This is a genomic window from Roseovarius sp. BRH_c41 (assembly GCF_000961715.1).
GTDB lineage: Bacteria > Pseudomonadota > Alphaproteobacteria > Rhodobacterales > Rhodobacteraceae > Roseovarius.
Genome location: NZ_LADY01000064.1, coordinates 278,050 through 294,058 on the forward strand (window position 1 = coordinate 278,050; position 16,009 = coordinate 294,058).

At 59.3% G+C, this 16,009-nt stretch carries 15 protein-coding genes; 14 read left to right on the top strand and 1 reads right to left on the bottom strand.

Annotation, left to right across the window (positions count from 1 at the left end; genetic code table 11):
• Positions 1 to 3 precede the first annotated feature (3 nt).
• Entirely contained in the window at positions 4 to 603 is a 600-nt protein-coding gene (locus VR71_RS21360; protein ID WP_009819567.1) for a superoxide dismutase, read from the top strand.
• 192 nt (positions 604 to 795) lie between these two features.
• Entirely contained in the window at positions 796 to 1,692 is an 897-nt protein-coding gene (rarD, locus tag VR71_RS21365) for an EamA family transporter RarD (protein WP_045682017.1), read from the top strand.
• Here the strand turns inward: rarD and VR71_RS21370 are convergent.
• Positions 1,653 to 2,204 (bottom strand): TIGR00730 family Rossman fold protein, encoded by a 552-nt coding sequence (locus tag VR71_RS21370; protein ID WP_040651788.1) that lies wholly within the window; start codon positions 2,202 to 2,204, stop codon positions 1,653 to 1,655. The genes rarD and VR71_RS21370 overlap by 40 nt on opposite strands.
• A gap of 102 nt (positions 2,205 to 2,306) precedes the next feature.
• Here VR71_RS21370 and VR71_RS21375 point away from each other — a divergent pair, with 102 nt between their 5' ends.
• The 12 genes from VR71_RS21375 to VR71_RS21430 all read left to right on the top strand — a co-directional run bounded on the left by VR71_RS21375 (position 2,307) and on the right by VR71_RS21430 (position 15,974).
• The gene (locus VR71_RS21375; protein ID WP_296429945.1) at positions 2,307 to 3,410 is read left to right on the top strand and encodes a LysM peptidoglycan-binding domain-containing protein; all 1,104 of its coding nucleotides are present in this window, start codon (positions 2,307 to 2,309) and stop codon (positions 3,408 to 3,410) included.
• Between the two features lie 64 nt (positions 3,411 to 3,474).
• The gene (locus VR71_RS21380) at positions 3,475 to 5,295 is read left to right on the top strand and encodes an ABC transporter ATP-binding protein/permease (protein ID WP_009819571.1); all 1,821 of its coding nucleotides are present in this window, start codon (positions 3,475 to 3,477) and stop codon (positions 5,293 to 5,295) included.
• Positions 5,296 to 5,465: 170 nt separating this feature from the next.
• Positions 5,466 to 6,050, top strand: a complete 585-nt coding sequence (locus VR71_RS21385; protein ID WP_040650796.1) for an HNH endonuclease — start codon at positions 5,466 to 5,468, stop codon at positions 6,048 to 6,050.
• 119 nt (positions 6,051 to 6,169) lie between these two features.
• Entirely contained in the window at positions 6,170 to 7,057 is an 888-nt protein-coding gene (locus tag VR71_RS21390; protein ID WP_009819573.1) for a LysR family transcriptional regulator, read from the top strand.
• A gap of 90 nt (positions 7,058 to 7,147) precedes the next feature.
• Positions 7,148 to 7,612, top strand: coding sequence for a formate dehydrogenase subunit gamma (locus VR71_RS21395; protein WP_009819574.1), 465 nt, complete (start codon positions 7,148 to 7,150; stop codon positions 7,610 to 7,612).
• A complete protein-coding gene (locus tag VR71_RS21400; protein ID WP_045682009.1) occupies positions 7,609 to 9,117 on the top strand; it encodes an NADH-quinone oxidoreductase subunit NuoF in 1,509 nt (502 codons plus the stop codon). Before VR71_RS21395 ends, VR71_RS21400 begins: the two co-directional genes overlap by 4 nt.
• On the top strand, positions 9,114 to 12,008 hold the full coding sequence (fdhF, locus tag VR71_RS21405; RefSeq protein WP_045682007.1) for a formate dehydrogenase subunit alpha: 2,895 nt from the start codon (positions 9,114 to 9,116) through the stop codon (positions 12,006 to 12,008). Before VR71_RS21400 ends, fdhF begins: the two co-directional genes overlap by 4 nt.
• Positions 12,008 to 12,835 carry a formate dehydrogenase accessory sulfurtransferase FdhD gene (gene fdhD, locus VR71_RS21410; RefSeq protein WP_296429942.1) on the top strand — a complete coding sequence of 276 codons (828 nt, stop codon included), beginning with the start codon at positions 12,008 to 12,010 and terminating at the stop codon, positions 12,833 to 12,835. Before fdhF ends, fdhD begins: the two co-directional genes overlap by 1 nt.
• Complete coding sequence (locus VR71_RS21415) at positions 12,825 to 13,049, top strand: formate dehydrogenase subunit delta (RefSeq protein WP_009819578.1); 225 nt, start codon at positions 12,825 to 12,827, stop codon at positions 13,047 to 13,049. The genes fdhD and VR71_RS21415 overlap by 11 nt, the downstream gene beginning before the upstream one ends.
• A gap of 425 nt (positions 13,050 to 13,474) precedes the next feature.
• Positions 13,475 to 14,872: a UDP-N-acetylmuramoyl-L-alanine--D-glutamate ligase gene (gene murD / locus VR71_RS21420; protein WP_045682005.1), complete on the top strand. Its 1,398-nt coding sequence runs from the start codon at positions 13,475 to 13,477 to the stop codon at positions 14,870 to 14,872.
• Between the two features lie 2 nt (positions 14,873 to 14,874).
• Entirely contained in the window at positions 14,875 to 15,498 is a 624-nt protein-coding gene (locus tag VR71_RS21425; protein WP_045682003.1) for a VOC family protein, read from the top strand.
• The gene (locus VR71_RS21430) at positions 15,495 to 15,974 is read left to right on the top strand and encodes a GNAT family N-acetyltransferase (RefSeq protein ID WP_045682001.1); all 480 of its coding nucleotides are present in this window, start codon (positions 15,495 to 15,497) and stop codon (positions 15,972 to 15,974) included. The genes VR71_RS21425 and VR71_RS21430 overlap by 4 nt, the downstream gene beginning before the upstream one ends.
• Positions 15,975 to 16,009: the final 35 nt, after the last annotated feature.

Sequence of the window (16,009 nt, forward strand, 5' to 3'; positions counted from 1 at the left end):
CAAATGGCTTTTGAACTTCCCGACCTTCCCTATGCCCATGACGCGCTCGCCGCGCATGGCATGTCCGCCGAAACGCTCGAATATCACCACGACCTCCACCACAAGGCCTATGTCGACAACGGCAACAAGCTGATTGCCGGCACCGAATGGGATGGCAAGTCGCTGGAAGAGATCATCACCGGAACCTACGACAAATCCGCTGTGGCGCAATCGGGCATCTTCAACAACATCAGCCAGCTCTGGAACCACAACCAGTTCTGGGAAATGATGAGCCCGACCAAGACCGGCATGCCCGGAGCCTTGGAAAAGGCGATCACCGAGAGCTTTGGTTCGGTCGACAAATTCAAAGAGGCGTTCTCCGCCGCTGGCGCCGGTCAGTTCGGTTCTGGTTGGGCCTGGCTCGTCAAGGACAAGGACGGCAGCCTCAAGGTCACCAAGACCGAGAATGGCGTCAACCCGCTCTGCTTTGGCCAGACAGCGCTTCTGGGCTGCGACGTGTGGGAGCACTCCTACTACATCGACTTCCGGAACAAGCGCCCGGCCTATCTGACCAACTTCCTCGACAATCTGGTCAACTGGGAAAACGTCGCCTCGCGGATGTGATCCAAGCGGAGCGTGTCAGGTTTTCAGCCCCGTCGGCAGCCGCCGATGGGGCTTTTTCATGGCCTATCCGCAGTCGGCTGAACCTGTGTACGAAAACCGCGTACATTCCGTACATGCTGTACATTTTCACCTTGCCCCTCCGCGCCGCATGCGGCAGCACTCCGGGGACGGTTTTCAGGAGGCATCAGGCACATGCGCGACGCGACCAAAGGCATCCTTGCGATGGTCGCCACCTGCACGGTCTGGGGACTCTCAGGCATCTATTACAAGCTGCTCGATCACATTCCCCCCATCGAAATTCTGGCCCACCGAACCCTTTGGTCATGCATCTTTTTCTCGCTCGTCCTTTTGATACAAGGGAGAATTTCCGTTCTCGGCCAAGCACTTGGCGCGCGGCGCTCGGTGTTCCTGATCGGTTTTGCGGCGCTGATGATCTCGACCAACTGGTTCGTGTTCATCACCTCTATCCAGATCGGTAAGGCGGTTGAAGCGTCGCTTGGCTATTACATTTTCCCCCTGGTGGCGGTGCTCTTGGGTGCCATCGCCTTTCGCGAACGCCTTGGAAAGGCTCAACTTTTTGCCGTAGCCTTGGCCGCGACGGCGGTCATCACCCTCACCATCGGCTTGGGTGTCCCGCCTTGGATCGCCCTTGTTCTGGCTTCCAGCTTTGGTCTCTACGGTCTTGTAAAAAAAGGACTTTCCATCGGACCCGTGGTCTCGGTCACAGCCGAAGTCATGCTCTTGTCGCCCATCGCCTTGGGGGTTTTGTGGTGGTTTCACTCAGACGGGCACGGTGCCTTTGGCACCAATTGGCACGACAGCCTGCTCCTCGCCTTCTCCGGTATCCTGACCGCCACACCGCTGATCATGTTCAGTTACGCGACAAAACGCATCACACTGGCCACCGTGGGACTGGTGCAATACCTGAACCCCAGCCTGCAATTCCTTGTTGCAACAGTATTATTTCGTGAAGTCTTCAGCTTCTGGCATGCCATCGCCTTTGGCATGATCTGGACCGCCTTGGCGATTTACACCACCGCGAGCCTGCGTCAGGACAGGGCGGCTCGCAGGGCGATCCTCAAATCCTGAACCGTATCAATGGCTTGCACAAAGGATTTCACGTTGTCCTCGGCAAACCCTTGGGTCACGACATGCTCCAGAAGTTGCGTGAGAGGTGTCCAGTAATCTTCTGTATTCAAAAGAAAAATAGGTTTCTGATGCAGCCCAAGCTGCCGCCATGTCAGCACTTCGAAAAACTCATCCAGCGATCCCGCGCCACCGGGTAGAACCACGATGGCGTCCGAGTTCATATACATCACCTTCTTGCGTTCATGCATGGTCTCGGTCACAACATATTGTGTCAGGTCCCGTTTGCCCACTTCCCAAGCCACCAGATGTGCAGGAATGACGCCAAAGGTTTCCCCGCCCGCCGCCTGCGCCGCCCGCGCCGTGGCCCCCATCAAGCCTACATCCCCCGCACCATAAACCAGCCGCCAGCCGTTTTCGGCCAACATCTGGCCTGTGCCGGATGCATCCTCCATATATCTTGGGTTATTCCCGGCACGTGCGCCGCAAAAGACACAGACGGAACGCGCTGACATGAAATCACTCCGGGCTGATGCAGGGTTGTTTTGACCCGTGATAGCCTTGTTGCTATTCTTGAGCAACCTGACATAATGTCGGGGCATGGGGATGTAAGAAAGATGAGCAATTTCGGCGGTTTAGGTTCTGGATCGGCGATGGGTCTTGGCGGGCTGACCGTTCTAGGCGCGCTGATTGCGGCACTTTATTTCCGCGCACAGCCAGACCCTGGGCCCTTACCGATCCCCAGCGTTGAAACCGCGCAAGCCCCGATCGCGACCGCGCCCGACTCCCTTGCAACCCCACCGATGCCCGCGCCACCGGCGATCGACACTTTTCGTCTGGAACCCAACGGTCAGATGATCATCGCCGGTCAGGCAGAGCCGGGATGGAATGTCTCGATTATGCTGGACGACGTGAACATGGGCTTTGTACTCTCTGATAATGCAGGGAAATTCGTCCAGTTCCTCGATCTCCCCGCAAGCTCCTCGCCGCGTGTTCTGTCACTGAAGATGCGCTCTGACCCTTCTGGCCAGGAAATCGCCTCGCAAGACGAGATCATCATCGCGCCCACTCCCGAGGTTGCGCCGGACATCTCTGCCAACCCCTCCGTCGCGCCAATGCCCGAGCCGCAACCTGTCGCTGCCGACGCAACATCCTCCGCGCAACTGAGCGAGACCGACAGCCCGCAAACCGTTCTCCTGACCGACGAAACCGGCGTGCGGGTCTTGCAGACACCATCCTCGAATGCGTCCCCCGATGTAATGGCGAACGTTGCTCTGGACGCGATCACCTATTCGTCCGATGGCGAGGTCGAGCTGTCTGGGCGTGCCCAAGGTACTGGATTTGTTCGAATTTACCTCGACAATGATCCCGTCACCACGTCGCAGGTCACGCCCGATGGCGAATGGACCACGGCGTTGCCAGAGGTTGATACGGGCGTCTACACCCTGCGTGTCGACGAGGTCGACGCTGAGGGAGCTGTCACGTCGAGAGTTGAAACCCCATTCAAGCGCGAGGATCAACGCGTCTTGGCCGAGGCTCAAACCGCAGATATCAGTTCCATCCGCGCGGTCACGGTGCAACCCGGCTCTACCCTCTGGGCAATTTCGCGAGAGACTTATGGTGAGGGTCTGCTCTATGTCCGGGTCTATGAGGCCAACCGCGACCGCATTCGCGATCCGGACCTGATCTATCCGGGGCAGGTCTTTACACTGCCACGCTAGAGCAGACTGGCAATCCTTGTGGCTCAGAGCTATCTCTGAGACAAGTGATTGAAAAGGCTAGCTCATGCGTCACGCCAGCATTACCACCTCAGACACGCCCGCCAATGGCTGGCGCACGGTCAGGCGCGTCGCCCCCTATCTCTGGCCCGCAGATCAGCCTTGGGTTAAACGCCGCGTTGTTTTTGCGCTGATCGCCCTTTTGGTCGCGAAACTGATTGGTGTCGGCACACCATTTTTCTACAAAGCAGCGGTCGATATGCTGGCGGGCGAGGGACAATCCGCAGCTTGGATGCTGGGTGCAGGTGCCGTTGGTCTAACCGTTGCCTATGGCATGGCGCGGCTGATGACAGTTGGTTTTCAACAACTCCGTGACGTGATTTTCGCGCGCGTTGCACAGCGTGCCCTGCGCGCGCTTGCACTGCAAACTTTTCAACATATTCACGCGATGTCAATGCGTTACCACATCACCCGCAAGACCGGTGGTCTCAGCCGGATTATTGAGCGCGGGGTCAAGGGGGTGGAGTTTCTGCTGCGGTTTCTCCTGTTTTCGATTGGTCCATTGGCGTTGGAACTGTTGCTGATCGGCGTGGTTCTCGCGGTCGTTTTTGACATCTGGTATCTGGTCGTGGTCGTGGCAGTGATCGGAACCTATATCGCCTTTACCTTCAAGGTAACCGAGTGGCGGGTGCGTCTGCGCAAAGAGATGAACGATCAGGATACCGACGCCAATCAAAAGGCGATCGACAGTCTGCTCAATTTTGAAACGGTCAAGTATTTCGGAGCAGAGGGGCGCGAGGCGAGCCGATATGATGCAGCCATGGCCGGGTATGAGCAGGCTGCGCTCCAGACCTCCTATTCACTGGCCTTCCTCAACTTTGGTCAATCCCTGATCATCACGGGCGGGTTGGTCATCGTGATGGTGATGGCGGCAATCGGCGTGCAATCCGGACAGATGACCGTTGGCGATTTCGTCATGGTCAATGCCTATATGGTGCAAATCACGATGCCACTCAACTTCTTGGGGACGGTCTATCGTGAAATACGTCAGGCTCTGGTTGATATGGCTGAAATGTTCGATTTGTTAGAGCAGAATCCAGATGTAAAGGATAAGTCTGACGCAGATGTTCTAAAAGTGAAGGTGGCGTCTGTTCGATTGGAAGGCATTGATTTTGGATATGACGCAAATCGGCCCATTCTCAGAGGTGTGACGCTTGATGTGCCAGCCGGGCAGACGGTCGCAGTTGTGGGTCCTTCGGGCTCGGGCAAGTCGACGATTGGGCGCTTGCTCTTTCGCTTCTACGATGTTCAGGCGGGGCGTGTGCTGATCGACGGTCGAGATGTGCGTGACGTGACCCAAGAAAGCCTGCATGCGGCGATAGGCGTTGTTCCGCAAGATACGGTGCTTTTCAACGATACAATCGGCTATAATATTGGCTACGGGCGCGCCGGTGCCACGCAGTCAGAGATAGAGGACGCAGCGCGCGCGGCTCAAATCCATGATTTCATTGCCAGTTTACCTGAAGGCTATGCCACGCAGGTGGGCGAGAGAGGCCTGAAACTTTCGGGCGGCGAAAAGCAGCGCGTCGGTATTGCGCGCACTTTGCTCAAGAATCCACCGATCCTGCTCCTGGACGAGGCGACCAGTGCACTCGACACCCAAACAGAGCGGGATATCCAGGGCGCCTTGGCGCTTGCGGCAGAGGGGCGCACGGTCATCATGATTGCGCACAGATTGTCCACTGTGGCCAACGCAGATAAAATTGTCGTTTTGGATCAAGGTGTTGTGGTTGAGCAGGGAACACATTCCGATCTTCTGGCGCGGCAGGGACGGTACGCGGCACTCTGGCAACGGCAAGCGCGTGAAGAGGAAGAAGAGGCAGCGTGACCAGGTTGTCATGGGACAGTTACTTTGTCCCTTTAGAAATCCGTTCATCGAGCGCTACATATCGGACTTGTCAGGTTGCAATCGCGATATATAGTGGATTCAGGACGGGGTCAGGTGCCCGCTCTGGCACCTAGACCCCTAACGACCGGGGTGAGAGGATAGTCAGTCAGATGGACGGCGATTTCAGGACAGAATTTGTAAGAGAACCCGCAGCGTTGCGGCATTACCCGGCGCTTGTGTTGAATGCCGATTACCGCCCGCTGTCATATTATCCACTGTCGCTCTGGACATGGCAGGAAGCAATCAAAGCAGCATGGTCTGACCGGGTTGATATTGTAGCAGAATACGACCAGTGGGTCAGAAGCCCGAGCACAACCATACGCATCCCTTCCGTCATCGTCCTCAAAGATTACGTGAAACCCCAAAAGCGCGTGGCCTTCACGCGCTTTAATTTATTCTTGCGGGACGAATTCATGTGTCAGTATTGCGGTGGCAGGGGGGATCTGACGTTTGATCATGTTGTGCCGCGCGCCTCGGGTGGGGTCACAAGCTGGGAGAATGTTGTCGCGGCCTGTAGTCCCTGCAATTTGCGCAAAGGGTCGAAAAGCCTACGCCAATCCGGTCTGAGCCTGCGCAAACCACCCCGTATGCCGGAAGCGGAGCAGTTGCGTAATCAAGGGCGGAAATTTCCTCCGAACCATCTGCATGACAGCTGGCTCGATTTTCTATATTGGGATGCTGAGCTGGAGGCCTGAAGGCCGATTGCCCCAAATCGGTCGCCGCAGAGGTATCTAGCTTGAAAATCCGGGGTTGATTTACCGGCATGATTTCTATTTGTTATCAGATCTCCGATACCTAATAGGACTGGTCTATCATGCTGGATAAGCTGGAGATGTTCATTGCTGTCGCGAAAGAGGGCCATTTTGGCCGTGCGGCGGTCAGCATCGGGATCACACAACCGTCGCTCTCGGCGGGGATCAAGCAGCTTGAGGAACAGTTGGGTGTGCAGCTCATTTTTCGCGGCTCACGCTACGGCGGCCTCACTCCAGAGGGGCAGGCGACGCTGGTTTGGGCACGGCGAATCGTCGGCGACGCCCGGCAATTGCGTGAAGAAATGCGCGCCAAACGACATGGCTTGTCTGGTCAACTGCGTATCGCGGCAATCCCGACGGCGCTGACATGGGCGGCGCGGCTCTGTCATAGGTTCAACGCCAAACACCCCAAGGTACGCTTTACCATTCTGTCGCGCACCTCGGTCGAGATCCTGAGCATGCTGGACAATCTCGATATCGACGCCGGTATTTCCTATCTGGACAACGAGCCGATGGGCCGGGTCAGCACAGAGCCACTTTATGAGGAACGCTATATGCTGGTTTGCGCGGAGAATGCGCGCTTTGCCACGCGCGACGCTGTCTGCTGGGAAGAACTGGCGGGCGAACAACTTTGCCTGCTGACCCCAGATATGCAGAACCGCAGGATCATCAACCGCAACTTTGCTGCCGTCGATGTGACGCCAGAAGCCTGGATTGAATCGAACTCTACCGTGGTCCTGATGGCGACCGTAGAAACCGGCGGATGGATGACGGTACTCCCCGAAGATGCCGCCCGGTTTCACGCCCATGGCAAACCTTTGAAACTCATCCCACTCTCAGGTCCCGAACCTGCCCATTCTGTCGGTTTGGTCGCCCCATACCGCGAACCGCACACACCGGTATTGGAAAGCCTCCTGCGCGAGGCGCGTCGATTAGGGGTCAATGCTTGATAGAATTTGCCTATTGATTGACCGTATATTGATATTGATTGTTCATGGCTTGAGCTGATTGACTGATCGCGCAACTGCGAGAGGCAAGCCATGACAACACCCGCCCCGGATGATATTCAAGCTATCCTGACAGAGCATCTGCATCTTGAAGGGCCACTCCTGCCAATCCTGCACGCCATGCAAGACGCCTTCGGTCACATCCCCGAGGCAGCGCATCGACCCATTGCCGAAGCGCTCAACATAAGCCGAGCAGAGCTGCATGGCGTCATCAGCTTTTACCACGATTTCCGTGCCAATCCTGCCGGACGGCATGTTCTGAAGATCTGTCGGGCCGAGGCATGTCAGGCTGTCGGAGGCACGGCGCTTGCCGATGCGACACTGACCAAGCTGGGCCTTGATTGGCATGGCACCACCGCGAATGGCGCGGTCACGGTCGAGCCGGTGTATTGCCTTGGCCTGTGCGCCTGCGCGCCTGCGGCGATGCTGGATGACCGCGTGGTGGGCCGGGTGGATGCCGCCCGGATGGATACCCTCTTGGCGGAGGCGGGCGCATGAAGATTTACGTCCCCATGGACAGCGCCGCCAAGGCGCTTGGCGCTGAAGAGGTGGTCGCCGCCATTCTCGCCGTTGCACCGGAGGCACATATCATCCGCACCGGTACGCGCGGCATGATCTGGCTGGAACCGCTGGTCGAGGTCGAGATCAACGGGATACGTCACGGTTACGGTCCGGCGACAGTGGGCGATGTTGCGGGCATTCTCGATGGCAGCAGCGCCAAGGCGCTAGGCCCAGTTGAGTATCTGGACTGGATGAAGCGGCAGACGCGCCTCACCTTCGCCCGCGTCGGCGTCGTTGACCCTCTTAACATCGCGGATTACGAGGCGCATGGTGGGCTTGTGGGCCTGCGTCGCGCCATTGAAATGGACGGCGCCGGGATCGTTGCAGAAGTTACCCAATCGGGCCTTCGCGGGCGTGGAGGCGCAGGATTCCCGACCGGCATCAAATGGAAGACCGTGTTCGAGGCGCAGGCGCCGCAGAAATACATCGTCTGCAATGCCGATGAGGGCGACAGCGGCACCTTCGCCGACCGGATGATCATGGAGGGAGACCCCTTTACCCTGATTGAGGGAATGACGATTGCGGGCCTCGGTGTCGGCGCGACACGCGGGTATGTTTATCTGCGCTCGGAATACCCCGATGCAATCCGTGTGATGCGCCGCGCAGTCGAAATCGCGCGCGCGGCAGGTGTATTGGGCGCGGATGTGCTGAGCTCTGGCCGGGCGTTTGACATGGAAATCCGTGTGGGCGCCGGCGCCTATGTCTGCGGCGAGGAAACCTCGCTTCTGAATTCGCTCGAAGGCAAGCGCGGCGTCGTCCGTGCCAAACCACCCCTTCCGGCGCTCGAAGGATTTCTTGGGCGACCCACGGTGGTGAACAACGTGATCAGCCTCGCCACGGTGCCGGTGATTTTTGAGAAAGGCGCGCAACACTATGCCGATTTCGGTCTTGGGCGCTCGCGCGGCACCGTGACCCTTCAGATTGCAGGTAACGTGGCGCGGGGAGGTTTGTTTGAGACCGCCTTTGGCATCACCTTGGACGAGGTGGTGAATGATCTGGGCGGCGGCACGGCCTCTGGTCGCCCGGTCAAGGCGGTGCAGGTGGGCGGACCCCTCGGGTCCTATATCCCCGTCGATAATTTCGACGCCGCTCTCGGTTATGAGGAACTCGACGCCAGGGGCGGGCTGCTTGGGCATGCCGGTCTCGTGGTGTTTGATGACGCTGCGGACATGCTGCAAATGGCCCGCTTCGCGATGGAATTCTGCGCTGTGGAAAGCTGTGGCAAATGCACGCCCTGCCGGATTGGTGCGGTTCGAGGTGTTGAGACCATCGACCGGATCGCTGCCGGTGACGGTTCGGCCATCCCGCTTTTGACGGACCTCTGCGAGACCATGAAAGATGGCTCGCTCTGTGCACTTGGGGGGTTCACTCCCTTGCCGGTGATGTCTGCCCTCACGCATTTCCCAAATGATTTCGCCACCCAAAAGGAGGCCGCCGAATGAAAGATTTCATCATTCCCAACGACCGCGACATGGGCACGCCCGCCAAGCAGGGCGCACCGGTGACTTTGGAAATCGACGGCATGGCCGTCACCGTGCCCGAAGGCACGTCCGTGCTGCGCGCGGCGGCCGAGGCTGGCATCCAGATCCCCAAGCTCTGCGCCTCTGACAACCTCGAGGCCTTCGGCTCCTGCCGCCTCTGCGTCGTGGAAATCGAGGGGCGGCGCGGCACGCCTGCCTCCTGCACCACGCCTGTAACCCCCGGCATGGTGGTCCATACCGGCTCAAGCAAAGTGCGCAAGATCCGCAAAGGGGTGATGGAGCTTTACATCTCCGATCATCCGCTTGATTGCCTGACCTGTTCGGCCAACGGCGATTGCGAATTGCAGGATATGGCCGGCGCGGTCGGTCTGCGCGACGTGCGCTATGAAGCCCCGGAAAATGGCGGCATGGTCAACCATTTCGAAGCCCGCAACACGAGCGGCGAAACGAACCCGGAATGGCTGCCCAAGGACGACAGCAACCCCTATTTCAGCTATGATCCCAGCAAATGCATCGTCTGCAACCGCTGCGTTCGCGCCTGCGAAGAGGTGCAGGGCACCTTTGCACTGACCATTAAGGGCCGTGGCTTTGACAGCCGGGTGTCGGCGGGCAATGCGGGTGACGACTTCCTCGCCTCCGATTGCGTGAGCTGCGGTGCCTGCGTGCAGGCCTGCCCGACCGCGACGCTTCAGGAGAAATCCATCATCGAGTTGGGCACGCCCGACCGCTCGGTCATCACCACCTGCGCCTATTGCGGCGTCGGCTGCTCCTTCAAGGCCGAGATGAATGGCGACACGTTGGTGCGCATGACCCCCTACAAGCACGGCAAGGCCAATCGCGGGCATTCCTGCGTCAAGGGCCGTTTTGCCTATGGCTATGCCCATCACCAGGACCGCATCCTCAAGCCGATGATCCGCGATCAGATCACCGATCCCTGGCGCGAGGTCGAGTGGGACGAGGCGCTGAGTTTCGCCGCCACCCGGATGCGCGGACTTCAGGAGAAATATGGCAAGAAATCTATCGGCGTGATTACCTCAAGCCGCTGCACCAACGAAGAAACCTATCTGGTGCAGAAACTGGCGCGCGCAGTCTTTTGCAACAACAACACCGATACCTGCGCGCGCGTTTGTCATTCGCCCACCGGCTATGGTTTGGGTCAGACCTTTGGCACCTCTGCGGGCACGCAGGATTTCGATTCCGTTGAGCACACCGATGTGGTGGTGGTGATCGGTGCGAACCCCACGGATGGACACCCGGTCTTTGCCTCGCGGCTGAAAAAGCGGCTGCGCGAAGGCGCCAAGTTGATCGTGGTCGATCCGCGGCGGATTGATCTGGTGAAATCGGCGCATGTCGCGGCGTCGCATCACCTGCCGCTACGCCCCGGCACCAATGTCGCCGTGGTCAGCGCCCTTGCGCATGTGATCGTGACCGAAAGGCTGATGAATGAGGACTTCATCCGCGAGCGCTGCGATTGGGACGAATTCCAGCATTACGCCGACTTCATCAGCAATCCGCGCCACTCTCCCGAAGCAACGGCTATGCTCACCGGCGTCGATCCGGCAGAACTCCGCAAAGCCGCCCGCCTCTTTGCCACCGGCGGCAACGGGTCGATCTATTATGGCCTTGGCGTGACCGAACATTCCCAAGGCTCCACCACCGTCATGGGCATCGCCAATCTCGCCATGCTGACTGGCAACATGGGGCGGCCCGGCGTCGGCGTGAACCCGCTGCGCGGCCAAAACAACGTGCAGGGCGCCTGCGACATGGGCTCTTTCCCGCACGAACTGCCCGGCTATCGCCACGTCAAAGGCCCCGAGGTCCGCAAGGTCTTTGAAGAGGCATGGGGCGTTCAGATCGACGCGGAACCCGGCCTGCGCATCCCCAACATGCTCGATGCGGCGGTGGATGGCACCTTCAAGGGGCTCTATTGTCAGGGCGAAGACATCTTGCAATCGGACCCTGACACCAAGCATGTGGCGGCGGGTCTGGCGGCGATGGAATGCGTCATCGTGCACGACCTCTTTCTCAACGAAACTGCCAATTACGCGCACGTCTTCCTGCCCGGTTCGACCTTCCTCGAAAAGGACGGGACGTTTACCAATGCCGAACGCCGCATCAACCGCGTGCGCAAGGTGATCCCGCCCCTCAACGGCTATGCCGACTGGGAGATCACCCAGATGCTCGCCAATGCCATGGGGGCAGGCTGGCACTACAGCCACCCGGCCCGGATCATGGAAGAGATCGCGGCAACGACGCCGTCTTTCGCCGGTGTGGATTACGCGCTGCTGGAGGAAAAAGGCAGCGTGCAATGGCCCTGCAACGAGGCGCATCCCGAGGGCACGCCCCTCATGCATGTCGACGGGTTCATGCGCGGCAAGGGGCGGTTCATTGTCACCGAATACGTGGCAACGGATGAAAAAACCGGCCCGCGCTTCCCGCTTCTGCTGACCACGGGGCGCATTCTCAGCCAGTATAACGTTGGCGCACAGACGCGGCGCACCGACAATGTCATCTGGCATGAAGAGGATTTGCTGGAAATCCACCCGCATGATGCAGAGGTACGCGGGCTGAAAGAGGGCGATTGGGTGCGGCTGGCCAGCCGTGCGGGTGAAACGACGCTGCGCGCCAAGCTCACGGATCGGGTCAGCCCCGGCGTCGTCTACACCACCTTCCACCACCCGGACACTCAGGCCAATGTGATCACCACCGACTATTCCGATTGGGCGACGAATTGCCCGGAATACAAGGTGACAGCGGTGCAGATCAGCCTCTCGAACGGACCGACCGACTGGCAAGAAAATTATACCGCGCAGGCCGCCCAAGCGCGGCGCATCCTGCCCGCGGCAGAGTGATGGCGATGGGCTTTTCTCCCACCCAGAGCCGGCCGGGCCTCTCGGTGCAGATCGAGGGGGCGCGCCGCGTCACCCGCGCCCTGCCCGAAGAGGTCCCGGTAGCCTTTGTCTTTGACGGCACGACGCAGGCGGTGATGATGGCGACTCCTGACGATATCGCCGATTTCGCCCATGGCTTCGCCGTGACCGAGGGGATTGTGACCGATCCTTTGGAAATTGAGTCGTTTGAAATCGCCGCGCATGATCACGGGATTGAGGCGCGGTTCTGGCTGCGCGGCGACCGGCAAGAGGCGCTCGCGACTCGGCGACGCTTCATGGCCGGGCCAGTGGGCTGTGGACTTTGCGGTATCGACAGTCTGGAACAGGCGATCCGGCCGGTGCCCCGCGTGAGACAGCACGGTCCGATTTTCTCGCAGTATGAGGTTGCCCACGCCACCGAGGCGCTCAGCGCGCATCAACCGCTGCATGATCTCACCCGCGCCACCCACGCGGCCGGATTCATCCGTCCGGGCGAGGGGCTGGTCCTGGCGCGTGAGGATGTGGGGCGTCACAATGCGCTCGACAAACTCATCGGCGCGCTCTGGCGTGCTGGTATCGACCCGTCGGAAGGGGCTATCGTGATGACCAGCCGTCTCTCGGTCGAACTGGTGCAGAAATGCGCGATGGCAGGCTGCAGCATTCTGATTGCAGTTTCCGCGCCCACCGCCCATGCGCTACGGCTGGCGGAAACCTCGGGCCTTTCTATCGCCGCCTTTGCGCGTGGCGGCGGCTTTGATCTCTATTCCCACCCCCATCGTATCAACACCGAGGTTCCTCATGTCGCCTGAGAAGATGGTCCATATGGCCAACCAGATCGCCACATTCTTCAAAACCCAACCCGGCAGCGACCGCTCCACGCGTGTCGCCGCGCATTTGACGGATTATTGGGAGCCGCGCATGCTGGAGCAGCTACATTCCTATGTTGCGACTGGTGGAAAAGGGCTGGATGATCTGGTGATCGCAGCAGAAGCGGAGATTGCCGTGACGCGTGCCAGTGTCTGAAACAGAGCACCCTGATTGGCGTCAGCTCAGATAGATCCGAAATTCCGTTGGTTGGCATGGATATTTAGGGTGCGCGAGCATCCAAAAGAGGTGGCTGGCAAAGAGCTTCGAGTTCCCTTCTCGGGGTCAAGGCGGTTTGCACTGGTGGCGCTGTGAGCGCCGCTTTTTCAGGCGCGATCTCTAAATCAGATTATATATTACAAAACTCCGTTATTGCTGTTTGGCTACAGAACAAGCGAGCCGCGTTTTGACGCTCCCACTATCCCAATTTCTTGGAGATGCCAGATGCTTTGCGCGGTGGGAACTTTCTAAGGTGTCTTCCACGTCTAGGAGGTTGAACCAGACTAGGCTCTGACGCTTGCATCTTGACCCAGTCCCGGCGCAAATACGCACAGGCTGGCCAGATTGGGCTGAATGGGGGCAGGATGATACCGGTCATAGGATATTCCGAGGCAAAGGTCGCGGTGCTTGGGTTGGGGCGCACGGGCCTTTCGGCAGCACGGGCATTGCGTGCAGGCGGTGCAGAGGTGCTCGCATGGGACGACACCGAGACCGCGCGCGTGGCTGCTGAGGCTGAGGGGTTTGCCATCGTTGATCTGTCGAGGGCGGGCGCGTTGGACAGGGTGGCGTCCTTGATTGTCAGCCCCGGCATTCCCCATCTCTATCCGGCACCCAATCGGGTGATCGTGGCGGCGCAGGCGGCAGGTGTGCCAGTGGACAATGACATCGGTCTGTTTTTCCGATCTCTGGCAACTGACGACTGGGACGGGTTTGACGTGACGCCCAAGGTGATCGCCGTCACAGGCAGCAATGGCAAATCCACGACATCGGCACTCATTCACCATGTACTTGTCGAGGCAGGGCGAACGGCCCAACTCGCCGGTAATATCGGGCGTGGCGTGCTGGATATCGACCCGCCTGAAGATGGGGGTGTCGTTGTTCTGGAACTCAGCAGCTACCAAACTGATCTGGCGCGGGCCTTGACGCCTGATGTGGCGGTGTTCACCAATTTCTCACCAGATCACCTAGATCGGCACGCGGGTCTTGGCGGCTATTTCGCGGCCAAGCGCAGGCTCTTTGCCGAAGGCGGACCGGACCGGGCCGTGATCGGCGTGGATGAGCCCGAGGGCCAGTATCTTGCCGGGCAGATGGCGGAAGGGCCGAATGATGATCGGGTGATCCGGATTTCCGTTGACCATAAACTCACGGGTTCTGGCTGGTCTGTCTTTGCCCGCAAGGGATTTCTTAGCGAATACCGTCATGGGCGGCAGGTGGGGTCTATTGATCTGCGCGGCGTGAAGGGCTTGCCCGGATCGCACAATCATCAGAACGCCTGCGCCGCCTATGCCGCATGCCGGACCCTTGGGCTGGCCCCGCGCGTGATTGAGGCAGGGCTGCACAGTTATGCGGGTTTGCCGCATCGCAGTCAGCGGGTGGCGGAGAAAGATGGCATCATTTTTGTCAACGACAGCAAGGCAACGAATGTCGATAGCGCACTCAAGGCTTTGCAGGCGTTCGAGAATATCCGCTGGATTTGTGGTGGGTTGGAAAAGGACGGCGGCCTCGCTGGCTTGGCACCGGGGCTGGCGCATGTACGAAAGGCCTATGTGATTGGGCGTGAGGCAGCAGGATTCGCGCGTGCTCTTGGGACGGTTGAGTCAGAAGTCTGCACCACCATGGCGAAGGCCGTGGCCAGTGCAATGAGCGATGCGGAATCCGGTGATGTGGTACTATTGGCCCCGGCGGCGGCAAGTTTCGACCAATACGACAACTTCGAAAAGCGCGGTGAGGATTTCATGGCCCAAGTTCTGGCGCGTCTTTGACCATGGGCGGCGTGGTTCTGCGGCTTGATCATCTGGCAGTGGCAGCAGAGAGCCTTGAGGCGGGGCGCGCGCATGTCGAGGACGCGCTTGGATTGCGTCTTCAACCCGGTGGCAAGCATGCCCATTTTGGCACGCACAACATGCTCTTGGGGTTGGCAGATGGCCTTTATCTTGAAGTGATTGCGATTGATCCAGAGGCCCCTGCGCCGGGATGTCCCCGCTGGTTCGATCTGGATCGTGTTTCCGGTCCACCATGTCTGCACAACTGGATTTGTGCGGTGAACGATCTGGAGGCGGCGCTGATCCGGCATCCGCAGGCCGGACAGCCAGTGGCGCTGTCGCGCGGCGATCTGAAGTGGCGGATGGCAGTGCCGCAGACTGGAATTTTACCAATGGACAATCTGTTCCCGGCACTGATCGAGTGGCACGGCTCGGCGCATCCTGCGACGCGATTGACGCCATCCGGGGCGCGGCTCTCGCGGTTGATCGTCTCGCATCCAAATGCCAAGACGTTGCAAGCGGTGCTTGGACCCGAACTCGGCGACAACAGAGTGGTTTTTGAAACGGGGAATGCGGGGTTGTGTGCAGAGATTGCCACGCCGCATGGTCTAAGAGTGCTGCAATGATCGTCAGAAAAGCGGAACAGCGTGATATCGGGCCGATCCTCGCGTTCTGGAATCCGCTCATCCGAGAAACATCTGTTACCTTCACGACAGTGGAAAAGACGGCGGACTCCCTCGCTGGAGATATGGCCGCACGTGGTTTAGCCTTTCAGGTGATTGAAGAACAGGGCGTGGTTCTCGGGTTTGCCAGCTACGGCGGGTTTCGCTCGGGTCCGGGCTATGCCCGTACAGCGGAGCATACGGTGATTTTAGCCCAAGCCGCACGGGGACGCGGGTTGGGTCGGGCATTGATGACGCGCCTGGAAGATGTGGCACGCGCGGCTGACCTGCATGTGCTCGTTGCGGGTGTGAGTGGCGAAAATGCGGCGGCCATCGCCTTTCATCGCGCCATCGGCTACTCTGAGGTGGCGCGAATGCCCGAAGTCGGGCGAAAATTCGGGCGCTGGTTGGATTTGGTGCTACTACAGAAAACCTTGTGACGGTTTGCACTGACAGTGCTCTTGATTGGGTCTAA